Source organism: Microcoleus sp. LAD1_D5 (assembly GCF_036702115.1).
Classification (GTDB): domain Bacteria; phylum Cyanobacteriota; class Cyanobacteriia; order Cyanobacteriales; family Microcoleaceae; genus Microcoleus.
The window spans coordinates 36,407-60,779 of record NZ_JAUBSA010000014.1 but is presented as its reverse complement, the minus strand read 5'-3'; the positions used below and the strand labels follow the sequence as shown (position 1 = coordinate 60,779).

Sequence of the window (24,373 nt, the reverse complement as noted above, 5' to 3'; positions counted from 1 at the left end):
TTAGGAAATCCTGATAAATATCATTTCCTCACTACAAACCTGTTTAAAATTAAAGCCAGTCACAGCTTACCGATCGCTCTTATTCGGAGTTGCAAGTGCCACAGTTCCATAAACCGAAATTCCCGACAGTTTCAATATTTTAATTGCCGACTTAACCGTAGTACCGCTAGTGTAAATATCATCAACTAACAGCACTCGATCGCGCGGGAGCCGGCGACGAAAATCTTTGCCCAAACTTAAAGCATTTTTCATTTCCGCTTGCCGCTGCTGTGGCGTCAGAGCGAATAAAGCCTGAGTATTTTTCACCCGCTCCAAACCGTGCCGCTGCAAAGGCAAACCAGTCAGCTCACAAAAACTTTCAGCCAAAAGTTCCGCTTGGTTAAAACCGCGCTCCTTGACCTTTTCTTTGTGCATGGGAATCGGTACAACTGTTAGATTGTCTATAGCTAATTCGGGAAAACTCAGCCAAGATTCTGCCAGCCAGCCGCCTAGAGGTTTGGCTAATTGCGGATTGCCGTCATATTTCAAAGCTGCGATCGCCCGTTTAAGAGCCCCGCCGTACTCACCCCACACAAAAACACGCTGCTCTGAATCCCAAAATCGACCCGGATCGCTTAACTGACATCGCTGAAGTTGCTTGTGACAGTACGGACAAAACTCTCCGGCGGCCGGTCGCTGACAAAGAGGACAGTTAGACTTAAGAAATAGATTGAGAAAAGATTTGACTAATCCCGTCCATTGTCGCTTTTTCATCCTAAAATTGTGGTAAGTGATTAATGGGAAAAACTATCAAATTCAATTTGTTTCCACGGACAGGCTCGTAGCGTGAAAAACCTCTACTGGTTAGACAAAATTCAACCTTCAGACCGAGATGCAGTGGGAGAAAAAGCATTTTACTTGAGCTGTTTGCTCCAGAAAAATCATCCCGTTGTACCGGGTTTTGTCGTGCCAGCTACAACATTCTGGCAGTTTTTAGAGTCGATCGAGTGCCTAGAACCGCTGTTTGCTGACTGGCCACACTCTTCCTTGCACTTGAATGTCGATGAACCCAGACAACTGCAATCGATCGCCCGCAGCATCCGCCACCAAATCCTCGCCGGCAAACTGCCAGATTCACTGCTCTCCACCCTAGAGTCTGCTGTTAGTCAACTCAACTCAAAGTCAAACTTAAACTCCACAGCCTTAATTTTTCGCCCTTCCCTGACTTCCTGGAACCCGAAAACAGTCGGCATTCTGGAATCTCAGGCAGTACGGGCAGAACCCGAAGCCATTGGGGCCGGACTCAAACGAGCTTGGGCAGAAATGTTCAGAGCCCGAAGTCTATTTTACTGGCAGCGGTGCGGCCTGCGGGTACAGCAAATCAATCCCGCAGTTTTGGTGCAGCCACTTCAAGAAGCCATCGCCGCAGGCGAGGTGAAAACAAAGGCGGGTGTACAGTGGGAAATCCAAGCCACCAGCGGTTTGGGATTGTCCCTCGCTAGGGGAGAAACCATCCCGGATTACTATCAAGTGCAGCCGGAAACAAGCGCGGTTAAATTCCAGCGTATCGGTTACAAAACATTAGCCTACAATCTCAAAATCGGCGATGGAGAACCGAAAAAAGAACTGCATATCGGCAAGTTTGCTGCTTTTTTAATTCCTGATTCTTCATTCCTAATTCCTGATTTTCCTGAGAGTTGCGTGGAAGTTTTAGGGCTGGGAGAGGAAGGACAAACAGAATACGTTTTAGAGGAATTGCAACTGCAAAAAATTATTGAATTGAGTAAAAAAGTGAGCGCCGAATTTGACTCAGATTTAATCTTAGAGTGGACGCTAAACCAGAGAGAAAACAGCAGCGAACCGCAGTTTTATTTCACTCAAGTTCGTCTTGTAAAAGGGGAAAAAGTCGCGCCGATAGAGGAAAATCCGATCGCCCTCCCGCAGCCAAACTCGATCGCCCCAGCCCGAACTCCTGCGATACTTAGAGGTGTGGGAGCAGCATCAGGAAAAGCCGAAGCAATTGCCCAAGTTATGACTAATTCCCACCCAGAAAACGCGGAATTCTTAGCCGGAGGCATTTTGGTAGCCCGGACAATCGAGCCGAATTGGCTGCCTTGGCTGAAGGTTGCTGCTGGGGTGGTGGCGGAACAAGGAGGCATGACCTGCCACGGCGCCATTTTAGCTAGAGAATTGGGGATTCCCGCCGTTGTGGGAGTGACCGGGGCCACTCGGGCGATCGCCTCGGGCGATTCCGTTTTGGTAGACGGCGATAGCGGAGAAGTTTTTGCCCTCGCCCAACAGGATGCGATCGACACAGGAGACAGCCGCCGACTTTGGGACACAGCAAAAAATGCCGATATATACAGTACAGCAGCCAAAATGTCAATAGCCAAGCACCAATCTTCTACCTCTGATCGATCGTCCAATTCCGGGCCTAAATCTCGACAATCTGAGTCTGCCGAATATGTTTGGGGGCCACCAACGGCGACTCAAGTGCTAGTTAATGTCAGCCAAACAAGTTCGATCGACCGCCTCAAAAATCTGCCAATAGACGGCATCGGATTGCTGCGATCGGAATTAATGGCATTGGAAGCTTTGGACTGTCAAAACCCCAAAATTTGGTTGCAAAACGGCCGCCAATCGGAATTTGTCGATCGCATGGCGGATTGCCTGAGTTTATTTGCTGCTGCAGTTTCGCCGCGGCCGATATTTTATCGCTCTCTGGATTTGCGCGAGTCAGGCGCCCACGGCAGTTTCAGTAATACCTTTGAACCCGAGTTATTTGATTGGGAACTGTGCGTACTTCAAAAAGTCTGGGAGTCAGGCTATACAAATGTTAATTTAATTTTGCCTTTCGTGCGTTCAGTTGACGAGTTTATCTACTGCCGCCAGCGCTTAGAAACAGTTTGGAAAAACCGCTCAGCCGACTTTCAACTGTGGATTATGGCGGAAGTTCCTTCGGTGTTATTTTTATTGCCAGATTACGTAAAAGCAGGAGTTCAAGGAATTTCCATCGGCACCAACGATTTAACCCAATTGCTGTTAGGCATTCACCGCCACTCCGACCTGGTAGCAAGTGCTTTCAACGGGCGCGATCGAGCAGTGATGAGGGCGATCGAACAATTAATCCTTCAGGCCCGGGCTGCCGGCATTCCTTGCTCGATCTGTGGCGACGCTCCAGCTTTGTATCCCGAGACAGTTGAATCCTTTGTGCGGTGGGGGATTTCGTCTATTTCGGTCAATGTCGATTCTGTAGAACAAACTTGTAGGGCGATCGTCCGCGCCGAACAGCGCCTGCTGCTAGAAGCCGCTCGATCAATAATTAACAATTAACCACTCCCGGACGCACTTGACCTCAGAAATCCCGTTTCTACTCTAAATCATAGCTTTGGCAAGCAGCTACCCGCTCAGAAACCCGGTTTCTAGACAACCCGTGCGTCCAGGACTATTAACAACTACAGAAACCCGGTTTCTAATTAGATATATCAACCGCCCCGACAGTGAGGACATTTGTAATTGGTGAAACCCTTGTTTTTATTGCTTCTTCCTTCTTCCTTCTTCCTTCTTCCTTCTTCCTTCTTCCTTCTTTTTCCTTCCGCTATCAAAATCTCCGATTTTAAAGCTAGGATAGAAATATCACCAACTCTTGACCCGGAGGTACAAACAGTGAAATCAAAAATTATTGCAACCGCAGCAATACTTGCCGCCCTCGGCTGTCTGCATCCCCATCCAGCATTATCTCAACCTGCAACTGACGGCGGGACAAAACCCGGATTTTGGCAACCTCAAGCGCAGGTTGACAATACTCGCAACATTACCCTCAGACTGTTAAATGAAACGGGATTAAACCTAGAATACGGTCAATCAGGTGCCAGCTTGTCATCCTTGCCCGTCGGAGCCAGCAAAAACATCATTGTTCGGATCAGCAATCGCACCGGCGACATTGCCAATATTCCGATTAATACCACAGGAGGAAACGCAACTTTGAAATACGACTATAACGTTGACTCGCAGACAAACATTTTGACGATTCGCATCACCCGATCAGATCCCCGCACTACGCAAGACCGCTCAGTTTATATTGATGAAAAAGGGCGAGTTTACTCTTTCTAAGACTAACGCTCATCAACCCGGTTTCTCCTGATAAATTTTGCTGTTAGCAGCGAGGTATCGCGGCAGAAATTGGGTTTCTAGACTAGCGTGTATAAATTCTGTCTTTCTCAAAAAGTCATGAATCAAGTGCAGCCCACAAAGAATCGATATTTTTGTGCAGCGGATTTGACATTTCATCCCCAAAATCAACTGCTGCTTGCAATTCGGCGCTAGTGGCATACTGCTGCATCAGGTGGGTTTCGAGAGGATGTCAACCGCCGCATCACAGACTAATATCCGTCGTTTCTCTTGATGCCTGCGCCTCGATTTCCCTCTTCTTTCGGTTTAGCTTTGTTCACTCGCAAGGGGCGTCCCATCCACTCTGCACCGTCTAATTCGGCAATTGCAGCGTCTTCTTGGGTATCCTCCATCATCTCAACAAATGCAAAACCGCGCATCCGACCGGTTTCCCTGTCGGTAGGCAAGACAACTCGCTTGACTGTGCCGTGTTCTGCAAATACTGCTTTCAGGTCTTCTTCGGTGGCGCGGTAAGACAGATTTCCAATGTAGATAGTCATGTCGATCGAACTGAACTTGTTGTGCTATACATAATAACCTGTTAATTTAACTGTCAAGTGCTATCTAGCATACAACTGGGCAATCGAATCTGACTAAAAGGGTTTGCCACACTGACAAACTCTTTGTACTAGCTGCAATAGTTAGCTGGATCAAAATTCATCTCCTTACTCTCCCTTCGAGTGAGTAGATGAATTTAGGGGCGGTGAGGAATCCCACCCCTAAACAATACTTGATTTTAATCATATCAGTTCAGTGATGGGTGGGCGACGCATCACCAAGCATCTTCGGAAACAAAGCGAGTAACAAGGTATAATATATCAAGTTGCTCTCAGCTACGATCGTTGATATAGCAGTTCTCAACTTTCGTGAGGTACTTCCCAGTTAATTACCAATTCCCTACTTATTCAATTCTTTAATCTAAAATCTAAATTTCTACTTCACTCGCTTGAAAATTGCTATACACATCTACATAGCCATTTGAGGAAACATACTTGACATCTCCCCAGCCCTTTCATAGACGGGGATATCTCACCTTCAATACTTTGACCAAATTGGGAATTGGAAATGGGAAATGGGGAATTGGGAAAATTTTCTCCCCATCTCCTTCATCCCAGTTTAGGATATTACTTTTCTCACTTAAACTAAAGATGTGAGATTTAAAGCCGCTTTGTTAAGGGTTTGAGTGCCAATTCGACTTTGGGTAATACCGCTGGCGGTTTCCGTTGCTCCTTTATTCAGAACATTCATCGCATCTACCACTTGCTCAATAGCGATCGCCTGCTGTTTGGTATTCAGATAAATTTGCTGACTGCTGACAACAACACTGTTAATAGCATTAGCAACCTTGTTAAAATTATCTGCCGTACCTTCAGTCAATTTTAGGCTATTATCTAAAGTTTTTTTGCCCTCATCTGTTACCATCACTGTTTTATTAATCGCATTCTTAATATCGTTTACCAACTCATTAATCTGATCGGAAGATGTCTTGCTTTGATCGGCGAGTCTGCGAATTTCTCTCGCCACCACCCCAAACCCCTTTCCTTGTTCTCCGCTGCGTACTGCTTCCACTGTAGCGTTAATTGCCAGCATATTAGTTTGATTAGCCAAATCGCTGACTAAATTGGTAATATTAGCAATCTGATTGGTTTGCTGGCTCAAATGTAAAACTTGCTCGGCGATAGCTCCGACTTTTTCCGTCAAACTCAACATTCCCTCCTGGGTTTTATGCACCACTTTACTGCCTTCTGCTGCCAGGTTTAAGACATTACTGGCATTCTCAAGGGCTGACTCGGCTTGCATAGCTGATTGCCTCGATGATGCGCCCAATTCATCCATTGTGGTAGTTGTTTGATTAACAGAAGCAGCTTGTTGTACAGCAATACGTTCCTGTTGCTCAATTGTCGCAGCGATCTCGGTAGAAGAACTGACAATCATATTAATAATACCTTTCAGTGCCTTATCTAAAGGTTTGGCGATCGCTATGCTTAAAGCTATGCCTAAACTAATCGCTGTTAGCGGCCCAATAGTCATCCCCAACAATACAGCTACTTGAGTTTTGTTACTATCATTGTATGCCGTTTTATAAGCTTCATCGGCTTGCTTTCTGTTGGATGCAACCACTGCTAAAGTTGCTTTTTCTGAAGTTATAAATTTCAGGCGAATCACCTTGGATTGCTGACTAAGTTTATTCAAAAGGTTACTAGCTGTCTTGGCTCTTGCCATTTCTGGCGAATTACTTTTACCTTGATTAATTAGGTTTAGCTGCAAGCCCAAAGGATTCAAAATTCCCACTGTCTCAAATTCTTGATTAATTCGCAGGAGTTCTTGATCTTCCTGCTGCCACTCCTCCCAATACTTCAGCATTTGTTTATATAGTGCGTCTTCATCCGAGGTACGAGGAAGGACTTCGTATGCTTTAAATCCCTCTTTAATCTGCTGCCAAGCCTTGTCCATTCTGTTTAATGCTTCTTGCCTTTCTGCTTGATTGAGTGCCGAATTAATTAGCGCTCTCTCTGATGACTCAATTTGGGTTTGTCCCTCGTTAATTTTCAATAATGCTTCAATACTCGGTAATTTATTTTTACCGAGAGTCTCTATGTGTTGACTGAGATTAGAAGTTGAACTCCATCCTACCCAGGCAACTAAAAATACTAAAAGTCCCATCATCAGAAATGCACTGATCAGTCTGGTTTGTAAATTCAGGTTTCTCAACATAATAATTTTTTTCCTTTTACTACCGTGAGCCTCGCGGGAGTCATGAATACATATTGTATAGTATAATTTTTATCACCTACACGAGGTACAGGTTGACATTTTACGTTTTACGTTTGACAAGTAGTAATTAATTGCTGATTACATCCTGTTCCTGAGAATGGCTATAGATGTTGGGTGATGACGTAGTCAGGGTAGCTCTTTGGTTGTCATCCTGCTGAATTCAGTTTGATTAACCTCTTTATTTTATAGGTTAAAACCTGTAATTACACAAACCAAGCCTGCCCACGCTAACTAGAAAAACTGATAGGATTATAATTAAGTTCGGAGTTCAAAGATATAGCCATTATCAGACAGATGAGGTATCATATTGCTGACTAATTCATAACGGTCAAAATTAAAAAAATCAGATTGACTAATCAACTAAATTATCTCAATTTTTATTTAAAAAATCAAACCAAAAAATACATGTTAGCACAGTTTTGAATGACAGTTACAGAGCTAAGCTCCGAGGGTAACTCCCTAGACAAAACAGACTTGAGGTTGCCTATTTGAGAAAAATAAACATACTCGCCTGATAGCGAAAAAACGGCTGAAAGTAAACTCCGGAGATTAATTATTAGTCTTTTTATCAAATTTTTTCTTACCCAAGTTCTTCCCTTTATGTTAGCCAGTGCGAGAGTTAAAAAAATTTCGATATGGTATGTATAAATGCCTGAGCGATTGCTGTAACGGAACTGAGGAAACATCTTTTAACCATTACCTAGCTTCTGTTTTCTTTGACGTAGGGTAAGCATACCAGACAGTTTGTTATACCATGGCACTCGTTCGGAAAACTTACAGAAAGAACGCCAGCGCATCATTCCAAACAACCCTCACGCAGCCAAACAACCGCAGCTCAGCTTAGTCGCTGTTGGTGTGTGGGGTAAAATCTTTACTCATAGCGGGCTTTCATTGCTATGGTAAATGCGTTAAAAGGGGTATCCAGTAGGCGGTATGGGCAAGCTGGATACCCAAAAGCTTATGGGAAGGATGCTCTAGGGAGTCCTAATTATTTTGTAGCTTCTATTGGCGACGGGCCCTTGGAAGTTCTGAAACGATATATCCAGAATCAAGAAAAGCCGTCCTAAAAGGACGGGATTTTAAACCAAAATCTCTGATAACTTTAATCAGTTTGGCGTTGGGAGGATGTTACTGCTTTTCCTTAGTCGATCGAGATTGACTGAGGCCCCGTGCTTTTACCGTTGGTGGGTTCGGCTGGGGGAGTAGTGTAGGAGGTTGAACCAGCTTGCTCGTCGATCCAGCTTTTAACGGGATCTTCGTGAAGGTTGAGTCGAAGCAGGCCAGAAAAAAATCCACCAGTGAAGGCGATCGGCTGTTGGATCAATTCTTGGGCCATTGGGATGAGTTCGTCGAGGAACATTCAAGAGTCTCCTTGTGTTGCAGGGGTTCTACCTTAACTGTACCGTTTGTACTGCGATGCTGGCAGCGACCTACAAAAAACCTTCCAGCGCTGAAGATGGGCGATCGGGCAATTTTTCGGCTAATGACTTACAATGCTAATCAAATTGCTGAAAAAATTTTATGTGCCGTTTGCTTGGCTACCTCGGGGAGCCGATTTTACTTGATGCTATTCTGTACAAGCCGGAACATTCCTTAATTGTGCAGAGTTACGATCCCCGCGAAATGACTTCTGGCCTACTCAATGCTGACGGTTTTGGTATTGGTTGGTATCACCCGCACCTAGATACTGACCCGTTTACTTATAAAAATGTACAGCCAATTTGGAGCGACGTTAACCTTCCGAGTATCAGTCGATACGTTGAATCTGGATGCGCGATCGGATATGTTCGCAGTGCAACTTCAGGACAACCTGTAGATTTGAGCAACTGTCAGCCGTTTCAGAACGATCGCCTGCTGTTCGTACACAACGGCTTCGTGAAGAATTTTCGGCAAACTCTTTATAGACCAATTCGCGATCGACTCAGCGATACGCTTTATCAATCAATTAACGGTACTACAGATTCAGAGCATATCTTCGGTTTGTTTGTCAATGAATTGACAGCCGCCAATGTGACCCTAGAAGCTGCTTTGCAAAACACGCTCAAAACTGTGGCAGAGCTAGCAAACTTTCACCAAGTAGAATTTTCAGCTAATATAATTATCAGCGACGGACACCAGCTCGTTGCCTCTCGCTTTGCTTCCCAAAAAGCCCCTCCTTCCCTCTATTGGCTGCGAGACGATTTAAATTTCCCGAATTCTGTCTTCATTGCTTCTGAACCTTTATTTGCTGGCAATTGGCACGAGTGCCCAGTCCAGAGCATTATCAGTACCGGAGTAGAGCGTGATATCGAAATCTATCCAATCTTGTAGAGAGGCAATTTATCGCGATTTGCAGCAGTGTCGCCGCGGCACTTTCAAGCTATTTGCAGACATCGATTATGATACTTTTTGCCGTCAAGCTCATCCTGATTTCAGTCCTGTTGGCTGGCACTTAGGTCACATTGCTTATACTGAGGATTTGTGGCTGTTGCAACGATGTGCTGGCTTGGAACCTGTCTTTCCTCAGTATCACAAACTGTTTGCTGCTGATATTTTGCCGAAAAAACAACGGGTTTTTCTGCCCGCGTTACCTGAAGTTGAATTATATCTGGACGCGGTGAGAAAAAAGGTGTTAGATTATTTGGAAGTCGCGCCGATCGACGAGCAAGAACGTCTCTGGCGGTTTATTATTCAGCACGAAAGCCAGCACTGCGAAACTGTTGCTTTCGTGTTGCAAATGCAAAGGAAGAAGGAAGAAAAAAGAGGGAATGAGGAAGGAAGATTAATTTCCAATTCCCGATTACCAATTGCAGATTACCAATTACAAATTACGGATTCCCCGGCGATTGAAATTCCGGGCGGGGAATTTTACATGGGAAGCGATGCTGCTGAGGCTTTAGATAATGAGCGATCGCGCCACCTGTGTTATTTAGAAGCATACTCGATCGATCGCTATCCCGTCACTTGCGGTCAATACGGAAATTTCATGGAATCCGGTGGCTATCAAAACCCTGATTGGTGGTCAGCGGACGGCTGGAAATGGCTACAAGGCGAAGCCGTCTCTCGACCGCTTTACTGGTCAGAAAATCCAGCTTTCCACAACCATCCAGTCTGCGGCGTGAGTTGGTACGAAGCCGAAGCTTACTGCAACTTTATCGGCAAGCGTTTGCCATCGGAAGCAGAATGGGAAAAAGCGGCGAGTTGGGATGCCACAAATCAAACATATCGCATCTATCCTTGGGGAGAAGAACCGCCAAACGGCAGCCTGTGCAATCACGGCAATAATATTGCCAATACCTCACCAGTTGATGCCTTTCCCAAAGGAGCAAGCGCGATCGGCTGCTATGATATGTTGGGGAATGTTTGGGAGTGGACTGCTTCAACCTTTGACGCCTATCCGGGATTTGAAAGTTATCCTTACAGGGGATATTCTCAAGTTTATTTTGATGGAGAACACCGGGTTTTGAAAGGGGGGAGTTGGGCGACTTTTCCGCAGGCACTGCGATCGAGTTTTCGGAATTGGTACTATCCGGGCGTGCGGCAAATTATTGCTGGTTTTCGCTGCGCTAAGTAGTTGGCTAGGTAATTATAATTACCATCAAGTTTGTTCATAGTGAGGAATTTATTCATCGGACTTTTCAGATGAACAAATTCCTTAATACTTGTATTAGAAAGCTTATTTGACGACCATCAGATAAATGGCTGGAGAGGGAATTGGAGACAAAATTTGTTTGTGAAATGCCCAACTTTTTTTTATGTAACAAGCTCAAGTAAAACAAGTTTTGTTAATTCTTTAATAAATTTTGTGTATAAAATTTAAGTTTTAATTGTGGATGCGATCGCCCTCGCGTGAGAAAATACAGAACCGAGATCGGCATGAAAAATCTGACTTGAGCGCGATATTTGGCAACGCAACTGCGTGCTATACCGATATGTGCATCTAAAAATTACTCTATGAAATCCCCAAGACTGTCCGACACAACCAACTCAGCCTTAACGAAGGAAAACCGGCTGCACTTAGAGCGACTGGTAAGCGCTGCGGCACTGACACCCGCAGAAATCAATGCTGGTAGCGATGCAGTTAGCGGGTTGACTCAAAACCCCAAATCCCTGCCTCCAAAGTATTTCTACGACGATCGCGGATCAAACCTGTTCGAGTTGATTTGCCAGTTGCCGGAATACTACCTGACACGCACTGAGACGGCGATTTTGCAGGGGTGCGCGGGGGCGATCGCAAATTTAACGGGCCCCTGCGAAATTGTGGAACTCGGCAGCGGCAGTTCCACCAAAACTCGGCTTCTCCTCGATGCTTACAGTCAACGGGAATATCCGCTGCACTATTTGCCGATCGACATCAGTCCTACTATCCTAGAAAGCAGCGCTTGTCAACTGTTAGCCGATTATCCGTCGCTCCAGATTCACGGACTTGTCAGCACTTACGAATTAGCCTTAGCTAAAATTGCACCGTCGCCGTTGCCAACCCGAATGATTTGCTTTCTAGGCAGTACCCTCGGTAATCTCAACGCTCAAGAATGCGATTTGTTCTTCTCGCAAATTGTCGGTGCATTGCAGCCGGGAGAGTATTTTTTGCTGGGAATTGACTTGGACAAATCTAAGGATATTTTAGAGCCTGCCTACGATGACAGTCAAGGAGTAACAGCGGCATTTAACTTGAATATGCTGCGGCATTTAAATCGGAGGTATGAGGGAAATTTTGATTTGGCGCAGTTTGAGCATTGGGCTTTTTACAATCAAGAGGAATGTCAAATTGAAATGCACTTAAAAAGTAAAAAAGCGCAAACAGTGCAGTTGCGCGCTCTCAATTTAACGGTTGAATTTGCAGCGGGAGAAACTATCCGCAGCGAAATATCGCGCAAGTTTAATCTCAATACTGTAAAAAAAGAACTTTCGCAGCGTGGTTTAAAGCCTGTGCAGGTTTGGACAGATCCAAATCAGTGGTTTGGCTTGATGCTTTGTCAGATGTCAGAAGTTAATAAATGAGTTCTTCAGATATTACCCACACTCAGGACACGGCACGGCGCCGTGTCCTCAATTTCTTCTGTGTTTTCGATGGTTCTGAATTCAGCTTATCCTGTTACCAATTGCCAATTCCCAATTAACAAATCGGCCGCTGTCCGGGTTTTACGGCGTGAATGTACTCACTGCCCGAGGTCGGCCATCCCCTCTTATAATAAGCTTCCTCCGGCTTCCCCCAGCCCAACTGCAACAAAATTTCTAGAAAATCCAACTTTTCCCACTTCCAGAGACTAGCCCATTCTGTGCGCTGGGCTATAGCCTCTACATCAACCGGCTCGATCGATCGAAAATCCTTTCCGCTGTTAACACTTAAATACAAATCCATCCCGGCAGTTACCTGCTGCCAGAATTCCAACATAGCAATCTTAGCTGCCTTCAACGTAATCAAATCAACCGGTAGAGCTATTAATTCGTCATCCACTGCCGGATAGCGTAGAGTATTGCCTTTAACCGCAATTTCCCGCCAGACAATCCCAGAAACTTGATGTTCCCGCTGGTATTCGTGTACGGCTGCCTTAAAATTTTGATAAGCAGTGAACTTCTGTACGCCCTCAGATTTGAGAAAGCGGTCAATCACGGGGTTGCCTGTAGCAGGAGTTTCAGTCAAGTTGAGGCGCCGCCCATACAAGCAGGCTTGGCGCTCTTCTTCGAGGATTTTAATGAGTTCCGCCGTGCTGTAGACCTTGGACATCTTTATTCAGGCAAAATCAAGATATTGGCTGATATTCGGCTGGTTTTCTCAACTAATCTTCGGTAAAGATAGTTTGGTTGTTCAGGGCAATATTTAGTTTTGCCGTTATTCTAACTTTTCTTCGTGCTTAATTCTAGTTTGATAGTTTACAGGAGCGGAGCCGAGAAATCCCGACAGCCTCTTAAAAAAAGCAGTTAAGAGGATACCGAATCACGAAGTAGACGGGGAAATGCACCGCAGACGTACCGGGCGGGATTTTTCGCCAAAAACAAAGCCCCCTCCTTCGAGGGGGCAAAACTGATTTAGAGGTTTGGGAGTTTTATTTGATGGGTCGATCGAACAACCCGAAAAAAAAGCAGCATTCGCACCTGCCGTCAACTACCACAACTCAAATTTTCAGTCTCAAAGCTTAGTAGCGTCCGCGTGAAGAGCGATCTTTGTCGCCCCAGCCGCCGCCACCGCCCGAGGGGCGTTTGTTGTCTTCGCGAGGTTTGGCTTTGTTGACTTTCAAGTCACGGCCCATCCACTCAGCACCGTCTAGAGCTGCGATGGCTGCTGCTTCTTCTGCCTCGCTTGCCATTTCCACAAAAGCAAAACCTCGCATCCTGCCTGTTTCCCGGTCCATTGGCACTTGGACGCGGCTTACAGTACCGTACTCGGCAAATACTTCGTTGAGGTCGTCTGATGTTACCTCATATGAAAGATTACCCACGTAAATCGACATAAAATCTCCAGAATCATTAGGGTGCAGAGACTTAGATTCGGAGAGACGCTTGTAAATAAACACCAACAAACTACGCCACCGAATTTAATTCTTGGAAAACCACTATAACATGAAGCCAGCAGAATCAGCAATTGGCTGTCATAATTTTCAATTTTCGGTGCCGTCGGGCAATGGCCAACAGAAAGTATTCCTGATAACTGACATCTTACGCTCTTGCCGTGATCCACTTGGTTTCTTGCTGCGCGATCGACCTGATATCTGAGATTTTTCGTCGCTGCTACCAGGTTGATTGGGTCTGATTGAGAACAGCGCCTGAGATTCAGTTATAAATGACATCTGGCACTGTTCTCCCTAGACAACTCTCCTGCCCGTTCCACCAGAGATAAATGTTTTTAGCCCAGGATTAATCTTCCGAGTCAATCTTCCCTCTTCCATCTCCCGTCTCTCATCGCATCCGATTTAGCGCCAGAGAATGACGGTTCCCCAATAATTATCAAAAGAGTTATTAGCCATATCTACGCGCCTTTTATACATATATAGCAATCCTCGCATCATTTGTGAATTTCTTACGGACTCAGAGCGAGTTCGGGGAGGGTTGGGGTGGGGTAAAAATTTTACGACTCCTGCAAGGATTGCTATATAATCATAATTATTTCTATAATATTTCCATTTTATTTGTTTTTTAAGGCTTTGTGTAGTTTCTCTATTTGCTCTTTTTCTAAGATGATTCTATGCTGTCATTTTTACACTAATTACATGAAGTTTGTTTTCGATTATACCTATACCGTATTTAAATACCTAAAAGCTTATGCCCTGGGAAAGATGCGATCGCACTCATGCCTCCCTAGCATTGTAAAAGTTGAAAGCCCACAGTACACAAAGATTGTCTGGTACAGAAAGAAGCAAGCCTAGACAAACGAGCGTAAAGCAGTTACAGAGGATTTTAAATGGTTATAAACAGTTCGTTGACCCGGCCCTTGGCTGTGGTGACCGGTGCCTCTAACGGTATTGGTTACGAACTCGCCAAACAGTTCGCTCAAAACGGATTCGATCTCCTAGTCACCGCCACCGGATCGAGCATCAAGGAAGCGGCTCAAGCCTTTGAGGGGCTCGGTGCCACTGTCGAGACAGTGCAGGCAGACCTCGCTACCTACGACGGTGTTGAGACGCTCTACAACCAGATAAAAGCGACTAATCGGCCAGTGGAGGCGATCGCAATTAATGCCGGTGTCGGCGTCGGGGGCGACTTTGCCCGCGAGACAGACTTGAAGGACGAACTAAATCTGATTAACCTCAACGTTGTCTCCTCTGTGCATTTGGCTAAACGGGTAGTTAAGGATATGGTCGATCGCGGCCAGGGACGGATTCTATTCACTTCGTCGATTGCCGCCCTAATGCCGGGGCCATTCGAGGCAGTCTATGCAGCATCCAAAGCCTTCATCCACTCGTTTTCGGAGGGACTCCGCAATGAGTTAAAAGATACAGGTGTAACTGTCACCTCGCTGATGCCCGGCCCAACCGATACTAACTTCTTCCACCGGGCGGGAATGGATGACACGAAGGCGGGCGCAGACAAGAAAGATGATCCAGCCGAGGTTGCCAAGCAGGGATTTGAAGCCTTGATGGCCGGTCAGGACAACATCATTGCAGGTTCACTCAAAACAAAGATTCTCGCCAACGCGAGCAAAGTTTTGCCTGATACCGTCACTGCCGAACTGCACAGTCAACTTACTAAACCGGGATCTGCTAACCAATAATTTCCGCCCGTCTTACTATTCTTATGTGCAGATTTAAAGAAAGTAAATATCGCAGATAATGGCAAGATTGCAGCCGATAAAAGCGTGTTTACTTCTTTCAGTATTGGCGATTTAGCACAGTTTTATCAGGCGTTCATCGATGCCATTATGCAGCATAGGCATTAAATGCGAACTGAGGAATAAATGGTTATAGCCTAAGTAATGTAATACAGAATATTTATGCAAATTCATCATCTCAATTGTGGCTGTATGTGTCCCATTGGTGGGGCGCTTTTCGATGGCTTCAGTCGTGGTTTGACGGCTCACCTCGTCTGCCACTGTCTGCTCGTTGAAACGAATCAGGGACTGGTTCTGATTGATACCGGCTTCGGACTCCGGGATATCCAGTCCCCTTACTCCCGGCTCAGCCCGTTTTTCGTCCATTTTAATAACATCCAGTTCGATCGCAAGTACACGGCGATCCATCAAATTGAACAGCTCGGATTTTCACCAAGCGATGTGCGCCATATTGTACTCACCCACCTCGATTTCGATCATGCCGGTGGTCTAGAGGATTTCCCTGAAGCCACGGTACACGTCATGCAGGCTGAAATCGATGCGGCACAGGATCGGCACGGTTTCATCACAAAAAGGCGCTATCGTCCGGGGCAGTGGGATGAAGTCAAACGATGGAAATACTATTCGGCGGGTGGCGAACCTTGGTTCGGTTTTGAAGCAGTCCGCGACCTCGACGGGTTGCCGCCGGAAATTTTGCTAATCCCGTTGGTGGGGCACACGCGCGGTCATGCTGGCATTGCCATTGATACACCCGATGGCTGGCTCCTGCACGCAGGCGATGCCTATTTCTACCGAGACGAGATGGATGCCGCTAACCGACGCTGCACACCCGGTTTGCGCGCCTACCAATGGATGATGGAGGTCGATCGCAAGGCTAGGTTGCTCAATCAAGGCCGGCTGCACGCATTATCGGTGCAGCATGGTAAAGATGTGCGCCTGTTTTGCAGTCACGATGCTATTGAGTTAAAAGCCTTCGTTGACGGGTCTAGTAGCTCTTAAAACTAGAAAATTCATCCTTAGTATTGATTAGGCAAAGTAGGGAGTTGGGGAAGTTGCAGCCGGACTGCGCTGTGGATTTTGAAACATCTTAAATTCACAACTCAAAACTCTTTAGTGCAGCGAAGCGGTGAGTGAGTCCTAGTAGTTTTTTTGGAGGAGGCATTTATGAATATCAGCAGACGCAAGTTGTTAAAGGTAACCTCTGCTTCGGGTTTGGTTGCAGCAGGAATGGCAGCTTCAGAAGGGTTTTTCAAACCCGTGTTAGCTCAAGATGAACTGACTCAAGTAGATGTTAAAAATGAAGTTGCCCAAGGTCAAACCCAAAGCGGGGAGATGAGTTACAGGACGCTGGGACGCACGGGAGAGCGAGTGTCTGCCATTGGCTTGGGGGGACACCATATCGGACGGCTTCGAGAGGAGCAAGAAAGTATTAAGCTCATTCGCAGTGCGATCGACCGTGGCATCAATTTCATGGACAATTCCTGGGATTATCACAACGGACGCAGCCACCGCTGGATGGGTGCAGCGCTCAAGGATGGCTACCGGCAAAAGGTGTTTCTGATGACCAAAATTGACGGCCGCACCAAGGGCGCTGCGATGATGCAGATTGATGAGTCACTGAAGGCCTTGCAGACGGATCGCATTGACCTAATGCAGCATCACGAACTTATTCGGATGGAAGACCCCGATCGCATTTTTGCTCCCGGCGGGGCTATGGAGGCGGTAGTGGAAGCGCAGAAGGCGGGCAAGATTCGCTACATCGGGTTTACAGGGCACAAAGACCCTTTGGTTCACCTGCGAGTGATGGAAATTGCCGCTCAAAACAATTTCCGTTTTGACGCGGTACAGATGCCCCTGAACGTGATGGACGCTCATTTTAGAAGTTTTGAGCAACAAGTTCTGCCGGTGCTGGTGAAGAACCAAATAGGTGTATTGGGGATGAAATCTATGGGCGACCCCTACGTCCTTAGAAGTAATACAATAAGCCCGATCGAATGTCTTCACTATGCGATGAATCTGCCTACTTCAGTGGTGATTACTGGCATTGATAGTATGCAACTCCTTGATCAAGCGTTTGAGGCCGCTCGCACGTTTAAGCCGATGGATCAAGCACAAGTTGCTGCAATGCTGAATCGCACTCGCGAGGCGGCGGCAAAAGGACAATACGAACTGTATAAAACTACTAACCAATTTGATAGTACCGCCATGAACCCATCGTGGCTAGGGTAAGCGCTTTTGTATTATTCCTAAGCAAATCTAGGATGAGGGGAGAGTTATTTCTTTAGATAACCCACCAAGGCTAGAGGAGAGGTTGTCTCCGGCTCTTTTGGGTTGTGGGAATTAGATTTTTTTATGAACCGCAGAGGGCGCAGAGAACGCAGAGGGAGAGAGAAGACGGAAAGTTTTTAGTTTTAAGTTAAATAGTTCAAACTTCACCCCAGCGCGGTATTACGAGGAACAAAGCAATTTCAAAACTCAAAACTATTCGTCAATTTCCCCTTACCACTTGCCTGACATCGCGCCCTTGAGTCTCAATTCTTCTCGACTGACTAGAGCTTCGTAGTAATCGGGTTTGATTTCGAGGGCGACTCCGTAAGAGCTAATGGCATCTTGAGTTCGCTGCAATTTTTGCAAAACGTCGCCCCGCTGTGCCCAAGCTTCCCAGTTGTCTGGCTTGAGTTGAATCACTTGGTCAAAAGCGACGAGTGCTTGGGAATAGTTCTGCATTTCCCCTAGGATCAGACCTCGCTGTACCCAGCCTTGATAGTTGTCGGGCCAGACAGTAATTGCTCGATCGTATGATGCTAGAGCTTGTTCGTACTGCTGCAATTTTGACAAAGCGTTGCCGCGTTTCAACCAAGCTTCAAAATTGTCGGGCACGATTTTTAGTACGCGGTTGTAAGCTGCGACTGCTTCTTCGTAACGCTGCAATTTTTCCAGCGCTGCGCCTTGCTGCAACCCTACTTTTGATGTAATTTCTGCTTCGGAAGTCAGAGAGATTACTTTATCAAAACAGGCGATCGCTTCTTCGTATTGCTGTAATTTTTCCAGAGCTTCGCCTCGCAAGTTCCAAGCTTCTAGAAAATTACCTTCAATTTGTAGGGCATTGCTGTAAGCGATAATTGCCTCTTTGTAGCGTTCCAATCCTGCCAGGGCGATGCCTCTACCCAGCCAAGCTTCGGGAAAATTCGGATTAATTTGAACGGCTTGGTCAAAAGCAGCGATCGCCCCTTCAAAATCTCTCGCTTCTGACAGTGTTTGACCGCGCCCGATCCATGCTTCGGGATAAAAAGAATTAATTTGAATTGCCCGATCGAAACAAGCAATTGCCGCATCCGCCCACTGGTGTTTGAGGGCCATTCCTTTATAAAACCAAGCTTCGCAGTCGTTGGGCTGCATTTGCAGTACGCGATCGTAAGCTGTCACGGCTTCTGCATATTTGTGCAATTTTGCTGAAGCAATGCCTCGATTGAACCAAGCCAGACTATTTTGTGGTTGCAGTTGAATGGCGCGATCGTAAGAAGTTACAGCTTCAGCGTAGCGTTCCGCTTTCATCAAAGCCAAACCTCGGTTCAGCCAAGCTTCCCAATTCATCGGGACGAGTTTCAGGGCGCGCTCGAAAGCCGCCACGGCTTCAGGATAGCGCTCCGCTTGAACCAACACGTTGCCTTGTCTATACCACATGGCGGGCAAATTCGGATGAAGTTGGGTTGCTTTTTTGTAACAGGTTGCGGCTGCATCCCACTGCTGCAATTCCTCTAAAACTCGGCCTCGCTGATACCAAGCTTCGTGCTTTTCTGAATTGATTTGAATTGCGGTGTCGAAAGCCGCGATCGCTTCTGAGTGATTTTGCAAACTTAACAGCCCTGTCCCGCGCAGCATCCAAGCCCAGTATTCTTCGGGATTAATTGCTGTAGCTCGATCGGCGCAGGCTACGGTTTCTGCGTAGGAGTGCAGTTGCTTGTAAGCTTTGCCCAGATTCAGCCACGCCCGGGCCCAGTCCGGCTTAATTTGAACCGCTTTTCCGTAGCAAATGACTGCCGCTTCGTACCTTCCTGCGGCGTACAATCTATTGCCCCGATCGTAATCTGGAAATGCTGCAAAAATTCTTAAAATCGGCGGCAGCAGTGATGGTTGGGGGTTTGAGGAGTTTTCTGTAGCCGAAGTCGAGAGGTCTGGCATACGCCTTGCACATAAAAAAATTAGTGGGATAACAAGCTTGCGGTCTTATATATTAACTTATGCTTTTCTTAATCTCGCTGCTGTTTTGAAACAAATTTAGCATATCAGGCTTGGTGCGACAAATCATTTTTACTTAATTCGAGTAGGTATAAAATTATGCCCCGTTCCCGCTTTCGGTACACCGCTGTAAAATACCGTCAAGACACAAGCAGATATGTCCTAATTCAGGTTTCAAACCAAATTTAAGATGCTAAAGTTGCACGCGCTTTTAGATTTCACTGACTGTCATTGGGAGTCGATCGACTCGCACCCGAATTATTGGTACGAAGGCCGTTGTCCTCAAAGTGGCGAGCTGCTGAGACTGCCGCGCACTCGAATGTCCGAGGATCTCGCGCGGGGTTTGATGCAGTACCTGGCGGCTGACGATTCCTACGATCGCGAGGGCAAGATGTACGGCATATTACTGGTGGAGATGCCTTCGGGGGAACAGGGGATACTCAAAGCATTTTCCGGGCTGCTGAACGGTTGCAGCATTGTTGAAGGCTGGGTGCTACCGATTCCGGGACGAGATCGAGTTGCTTTTGATGAAGCCCGCACGTTAACTCAATTGGAGGCGATGAAACAGGAACTTATTGCACTCAATCAACTCCCGCAGCGACAAGAGTATGAAGCCTTATTTCGGGAGTTTGAAGTGCAAATGCAAGTTTTGAGCGATCGGCACCGCAATTGCAAGCAGCAGCGAGATGAAAAACGCCAGTTACTGTGTCAAACTCTCGCAGCAGAAACACTAGAAATTGCCCTGGAACAACTGAATCAAGAAAGTCGTTTGGAGAAAATTGAACGCAGACAATTGAAACGGCAGCGGGATGAAACATTGCAGCCGCTAAAACAATTAATTGAAGCTGCGGATCTGCGGATGCGGGCGCTGAAACAGCAGCGAAAAGAACTTTCCCGCGAACTTCAAACGCAAATGCACGCGGCTTACTCTCTGGTGAATTTTTTGGGAAAATCGCGATCGCTCTCCTCATTGATGCCAACTAATTCTATTCCCACTGGTACCGGCGACTGCTGCGCCCCAAAATTGCTCCACTGTGCGGCAGTAAACAATCTGAAACCGCTGGCAATGGCTGAGTTTTGGTGGGGGCCGCCATCGGGGGATAAGATACAGGGAGAATTTTATGGTGCTTGTGGCGATCGGTGTCAGCCGTTGATGGGTTTTTTGCTGTCAGGATTGGCTCAAAATCCGATTGTTTCTAAGATGGATGAGGGTTTTACGGGCGGGCTAGAAGCCCAACCCCTACTGCCCACAAGCAATAATTTTTCTTGTGGAACGGGCATCTTGCCCGTTACGCAAATGCTACCGATTATTTATGAAGACAAATGGTTGATTGCGGTTAATAAACCTTCGGGTTTGCTGTCAGTTCCGGGTCGTTATTTTGAAAATCAAGATAGTGTTTTCAGTCGTTTGCGTAACTTGTTACCGGATAGTTTAAATTTGACAGTTGTGCATCGTTTGGATTTGGAAACATCTGGGATTTTGGTATTGGCGCGGGACAAAGAAACTAGCAGTCAACTCAGGCAGCAATTTGCAAAAAAGCAGGTTCACAAAGTTTATGAAGCGGTGCTTTCGGGTACTGTAAAAATTGATGCGGGGACGATCGAACTCCCACTTTGCGGCGATCCAGAAAATCGCCCTTACCAGCAAGTCAATTGGGAGTGCGGAAAACCCAGCGTTACTCGCTTTCAGGTAATGGCGAGGGAGGGAAATTGCGATCGCGTCGAGTTTTTGCCGCTGACGGGACGCACGCATCAATTGAGGGTTCATGCAGCGGATGTTCGAGGGTTGGGGATACCGATTTTGGGCGATCGACTTTACGGATGTCGGGCTGCTGCAAAGCGGCTACACTTGCACGCGCGGGAACTTTCGTTTGAGCATCCGCAGTTGGGAGAAAGGTTACACCTACAGGCAGAAACACCATTTTGATCACAGGGCGGCAACGAGAGATAGTCTAGCAGTAGGAATTACATATAGAGGCAGCAAATATTTATTGTTGAGTAATCAAAGCAACCTGAATTCTGAGCAACTTTACAGGTTAGCAGCCACCTTGAAACAATCAGAATGCTTGAGAATTGCGTATTAGATGAAGCAAGAGTTTAGGGAAATATAGGAAATTCATATTACCCTCAATAGGGCGCATCAAAAGTGAGATGCTCCCCTTGTGAATCCTGCACAAGGATGTGTATTTAGTTGTACTAACCAGAGGGTTAGGCTAACCGTCCCTGGATATTTCTAGCCATTTAGGTTAAACGAGTCGCAGGTTCTGAAAGCATTATATACCAAGGCTGGGAGAGAAGCTAGAAATTCCTAAAATCGGGAAACTTCAGGTTAAGTTTTAACCCATGAGTAGAGCCGGGGAACGAGCTACTTATTACTTCTTTTATATGGCATTACTCGGAAATCTCTGCTTCAAAACAGGCATTACCGGACAAGGTTTTTGCTCCTGCAAATTCTCTGGTTTGTTCCAAGTAAAAGGCCCTTTCTTCTCCGCCGCCATCCACAGCAAGCTTTTTGCTCTAGTCATGGCTACATACAGCAGTCGAAACTCTTCTGCTGTTTTCAAATAACCTGCTTGTTCCCAAGCTTCGCCTAAATTTGGTAAAGGATATTTTTCGTGCAAACTTGCTCGAATTTGTGCTCTTGCTACCTCTGCTAAAGTGAAATCTCCTAAAAATCGGGTTTGCGGCAAAACTCGCAAATTTCCGGGGATGGTTTGTTCGTGCAGAAACGGCAAAAATACGCAATCCCAATCCAATCCTTTGGCTTTGTGCATGGTAATAATTGTTAGTTGACCTTTGCTGGTATAGCGTTCTTCTATTTTGTCGTCTGCATCCACAGGTTCAAATCTTTCGGAACTGACAATTTCGCTCAGTACGTCCAAAATATTACGCATAGAATTGTTGCCGGCTGTTTGGATTGCTACACGTTCTGCTAATTTGTCGGCCGTGGCTAATTCTGTTTGGTCGTATTGCAGCGCTAAGGCTAAGAATGAAATGATTTGGTATGGTGGCAGTTCTAAGCTAGCTTGCAGCAAACCGCAGCAAAAATAGCGACATTTGCGAACCGGGTCTGACTGCTGCGGGTCTAGCGGGCCAGGGTAAAGAAATTGCTCGGGGCTAGTCGCAAAAGCATTGTAGTCTTGTTTGGGGATCAGTTGCCGATCGCTCAAAATTTTTAAGGCTGCTTTCAGATAGTCTGGAGAGTGCGGGCGATCGAGGAATTGCAGCAGTGTTAAAATTTCCCAAGGTACTTGAGAATGTCTGTCGCGTTCTCCCACATCTTCAATTTTAATCCCGTATTTACGCAAATCAAAGCTTAATCCGTGTTTTTGAGGATTTTCCAGCACTTCTTTGATAAACTTACCTTGTTTGTTTTCCCGCACCAAAATAGCCATCGATTTCAGATTTTCTAACGGCAATTTGGCACTATTTTCCCCCTCGCTCGCTTCTCCCCCTGAATCGATATCTTTGCCATCCCTGCCAAATTCAAAATCAGTCGGTAAAAATTCTTCTACTAACTCAATTACCCGTTTGCCAATTAACTCAATTGTATGGTAAATATCGCGGGGAGTATGCAATTCTAAGCCACGACCAATAGGGGCAGGATTTGCATTTTGCTGCGGATCATCGCTGGGTACTGGCTTAATGGTTTGGTCGCGAAAAGGCTGTTCGGTTCCCGCTAATTTTGAGCTATTTACCCATTGCAACATAAAGTTAGCTGCATCGATAATTACCTGGGTGCTACGGCCTGCGCCGTCCATGGTCGCTAACTTATTTTCTACTTCGCACCGATCGCAAAATTGGTTAAAATAAATCGGGTCGGCGGGAGTGAAGGTAGAATTAATCGCTTGATTTGGATCGCCCACTCTGATAAAATTGGGAGGTGAGTTAGGATGATCGGGATCGATCGCCAATGTTTCCAAAAGCCGAGTCTGCAAAGGTGTCGAATCCTGCGCTTCGTCCTCGAAAACGGCAAATACTTGCTTTTGCTCGATCGCCCTCGCCCTCGGATTTTCCAACACCCGCAAAGCGGCTAAAATCATTTCGTCGTAATCGATAAATTCCCGACTCCTCAACAAAGCCTGATATTTTTGATATAAACCCCCAGCTACAGCTAAAATTTCATAACCGTCCCCAGTATCAAGAGCGTTCATTTCTAACAACTGTTCGGGAAATAAACCCGAAGATTTCGCCTCGTGAATCACAGTTTTAGCTACCTGTGGCAAAATTTCCGTCCGCAAAACCGATTGTCGCCGCAGCCTCTCCGTTTCCTCTCCGTCGAATTGCTGTCCTTCCAACAAAACTTGATATCTGCGGGGATTTTCAGCAATCCAAAGTTCTACACAGGTACGAATTAATCGGTGACTTTGAGTTGGAGTCACTAAAGTTGAATTTTCTAAATTTAAACCCGACAAATCGGGATGGCGCATCGCAATATTCAAAGCTAAACCGTGCAAAGTGTGCACGGCAAAACCACCTTGAGATAAAGACAATTCTGCCAATCTTTCCCGAATTTTAGCTTTAATATTAGCAGCAGCCGATCGCGTAAATGTCACGACAATTAACTGGCGGCGGTTGTGAAGCCCGTTGCGGGCGATCGCAATTGCCGACGCAGCAGCCATTCCCGTAGACTTCCCGGCCCCTGGAACCGCCGAAACAGCAAGGGGGCCGCCTTGCCAATCCGCCATGTCCTGCTGGCCCGCACGCAAGCTTTCGCGAATTTTAAGGCAAGCTTGTTCTCGCAAAACTGCGGCAGAGTCTAACCCAGAGGAAATGTTGCCAGGGCGATCAATATTCGTTGTCGATCGCATAAAATCAGAATCAAATTCATCAGTCATTATTACATCCGCGTTTATCTGCGTTCATCTGCGGTTAAAAATAAAAAAATATTCAACCTCTACCGTTTCCATTTCGGTATCGGCTAAACTAACACTATCTATTGAAGCTTAAATTGAAACCAGCATA

The 24,373-nt window shown here is 46.2% G+C and carries 18 protein-coding genes and 1 pseudogene; 10 read left to right on the top strand and 9 right to left on the bottom strand.

Features of this window, described 5'->3' with window-relative positions:
• Nucleotides 1-66: 66 nt before the first annotated feature.
• On the bottom strand, nucleotides 67-753 hold the full coding sequence (locus QUA70_RS09175; RefSeq protein WP_333335176.1) for a ComF family protein: 687 nt from the start codon (nucleotides 751-753) through the stop codon (nucleotides 67-69).
• Between the two features lie 72 nt (nucleotides 754-825).
• Here QUA70_RS09175 and QUA70_RS09170 point away from each other — a divergent pair, with 72 nt between their 5' ends.
• Nucleotides 826-3,312, top strand: coding sequence for a putative PEP-binding protein (locus tag QUA70_RS09170; protein ID WP_333346392.1), 2,487 nt, complete (start codon nucleotides 826-828; stop codon nucleotides 3,310-3,312).
• Between the two features lie 333 nt (nucleotides 3,313-3,645).
• A complete protein-coding gene (locus QUA70_RS09165; protein WP_333346394.1) occupies nucleotides 3,646-4,092 on the top strand; it encodes a hypothetical protein in 447 nt (148 codons plus the stop codon).
• A 269-nt stretch (nucleotides 4,093-4,361) separates the two neighbouring features.
• Here the strand turns inward: QUA70_RS09165 and QUA70_RS09160 are convergent, their stop codons facing one another.
• The 3 genes from QUA70_RS09160 to QUA70_RS28575 form a co-directional block, all read right to left on the bottom strand.
• Nucleotides 4,362-4,649: an RNA-binding protein gene (locus tag QUA70_RS09160; protein ID WP_333346397.1), complete on the bottom strand. Its 288-nt coding sequence runs from the start codon at nucleotides 4,647-4,649 to the stop codon at nucleotides 4,362-4,364.
• 637 nt (nucleotides 4,650-5,286) lie between these two features.
• On the bottom strand, nucleotides 5,287-6,864 hold the full coding sequence (locus QUA70_RS09155; protein ID WP_333346399.1) for a methyl-accepting chemotaxis protein: 1,578 nt from the start codon (nucleotides 6,862-6,864) through the stop codon (nucleotides 5,287-5,289).
• An 834-nt stretch (nucleotides 6,865-7,698) separates the two neighbouring features.
• Nucleotides 7,699-7,758, bottom strand: coding sequence for a helix-turn-helix domain-containing protein (locus QUA70_RS28575; protein WP_445251623.1), 60 nt, complete (start codon nucleotides 7,756-7,758; stop codon nucleotides 7,699-7,701).
• Nucleotides 7,759-7,820: 62 nt separating this feature from the next.
• Between QUA70_RS28575 and QUA70_RS09150 the strand changes: the two are divergent.
• Nucleotides 7,821-7,991, top strand: a pseudogene (locus tag QUA70_RS09150) (transposase); the annotation flags it as partial.
• A 74-nt stretch (nucleotides 7,992-8,065) separates the two neighbouring features.
• On the opposite strand, the gene QUA70_RS09145 reads toward QUA70_RS09150, so the two are convergent.
• The gene (locus QUA70_RS09145; RefSeq protein WP_333332217.1) at nucleotides 8,066-8,284 is read right to left on the bottom strand and encodes a hypothetical protein; all 219 of its coding nucleotides are present in this window, start codon (nucleotides 8,282-8,284) and stop codon (nucleotides 8,066-8,068) included.
• A 161-nt stretch (nucleotides 8,285-8,445) separates the two neighbouring features.
• Between QUA70_RS09145 and egtC the strand changes: the two genes are divergently transcribed.
• The 3 genes from egtC (at nucleotide 8,446) to egtD (ending at nucleotide 11,904) form a co-directional block, all read left to right on the top strand.
• A complete protein-coding gene (gene egtC / locus QUA70_RS09140; protein WP_333346402.1) occupies nucleotides 8,446-9,234 on the top strand; it encodes an ergothioneine biosynthesis protein EgtC in 789 nt (262 codons plus the stop codon).
• Nucleotides 9,206-10,477 (top strand): ergothioneine biosynthesis protein EgtB, encoded by a 1,272-nt coding sequence (gene egtB, locus QUA70_RS09135; RefSeq protein ID WP_333332212.1) that lies wholly within the window; start codon nucleotides 9,206-9,208, stop codon nucleotides 10,475-10,477. Before egtC ends, egtB begins: the two co-directional genes overlap by 29 nt.
• Nucleotides 10,478-10,857: 380 nt before the next feature.
• Nucleotides 10,858-11,904 carry an L-histidine N(alpha)-methyltransferase gene (gene egtD, locus QUA70_RS09130; protein WP_333332210.1) on the top strand — a complete coding sequence of 349 codons (1,047 nt, stop codon included), beginning with the start codon at nucleotides 10,858-10,860 and terminating at the stop codon, nucleotides 11,902-11,904.
• A gap of 115 nt (nucleotides 11,905-12,019) precedes the next feature.
• Here the strand turns inward: egtD and QUA70_RS09125 are convergent, their stop codons facing one another.
• Nucleotides 12,020-12,631 carry a hypothetical protein gene (locus tag QUA70_RS09125; protein WP_333045161.1) on the bottom strand — a complete coding sequence of 204 codons (612 nt, stop codon included), beginning with the start codon at nucleotides 12,629-12,631 and terminating at the stop codon, nucleotides 12,020-12,022.
• Between the two features lie 409 nt (nucleotides 12,632-13,040).
• Nucleotides 13,041-13,355, bottom strand: coding sequence for an RNA-binding protein (locus tag QUA70_RS09120; RefSeq protein ID WP_333045160.1), 315 nt, complete (start codon nucleotides 13,353-13,355; stop codon nucleotides 13,041-13,043).
• A gap of 986 nt (nucleotides 13,356-14,341) precedes the next feature.
• Between QUA70_RS09120 and QUA70_RS09115 the strand changes: the two genes are divergently transcribed.
• From QUA70_RS09115 to QUA70_RS09105, 3 genes are all read left to right on the top strand, one after another.
• Nucleotides 14,342-15,112 carry an SDR family NAD(P)-dependent oxidoreductase gene (locus tag QUA70_RS09115; protein WP_333410380.1) on the top strand — a complete coding sequence of 257 codons (771 nt, stop codon included), beginning with the start codon at nucleotides 14,342-14,344 and terminating at the stop codon, nucleotides 15,110-15,112.
• A 219-nt stretch (nucleotides 15,113-15,331) separates the two neighbouring features.
• Nucleotides 15,332-16,168: an MBL fold metallo-hydrolase gene (locus QUA70_RS09110; RefSeq protein ID WP_333346407.1), complete on the top strand. Its 837-nt coding sequence runs from the start codon at nucleotides 15,332-15,334 to the stop codon at nucleotides 16,166-16,168.
• Between the two features lie 165 nt (nucleotides 16,169-16,333).
• On the top strand, nucleotides 16,334-17,398 hold the full coding sequence (locus tag QUA70_RS09105; protein ID WP_333346409.1) for an aldo/keto reductase: 1,065 nt from the start codon (nucleotides 16,334-16,336) through the stop codon (nucleotides 17,396-17,398).
• 270 nt (nucleotides 17,399-17,668) lie between these two features.
• Here the strand turns inward: QUA70_RS09105 and QUA70_RS09100 are convergent, their stop codons facing one another.
• A complete protein-coding gene (locus QUA70_RS09100; RefSeq protein ID WP_333332199.1) occupies nucleotides 17,669-19,351 on the bottom strand; it encodes a tetratricopeptide repeat protein in 1,683 nt (560 codons plus the stop codon).
• Between the two features lie 247 nt (nucleotides 19,352-19,598).
• On the opposite strand from QUA70_RS09100, the gene QUA70_RS09095 reads away from it, so the two are divergent.
• Nucleotides 19,599-21,335, top strand: a complete 1,737-nt coding sequence (locus tag QUA70_RS09095; RefSeq protein ID WP_333346412.1) for a pseudouridine synthase — start codon at nucleotides 19,599-19,601, stop codon at nucleotides 21,333-21,335.
• 454 nt (nucleotides 21,336-21,789) lie between these two features.
• Here QUA70_RS09095 and QUA70_RS09090 read toward each other — a convergent pair whose 3' ends face one another.
• Nucleotides 21,790-24,246 (bottom strand): ATP-dependent helicase, encoded by a 2,457-nt coding sequence (locus QUA70_RS09090; protein ID WP_333346415.1) that lies wholly within the window; start codon nucleotides 24,244-24,246, stop codon nucleotides 21,790-21,792.
• Nucleotides 24,247-24,373 lie beyond the last annotated feature (127 nt).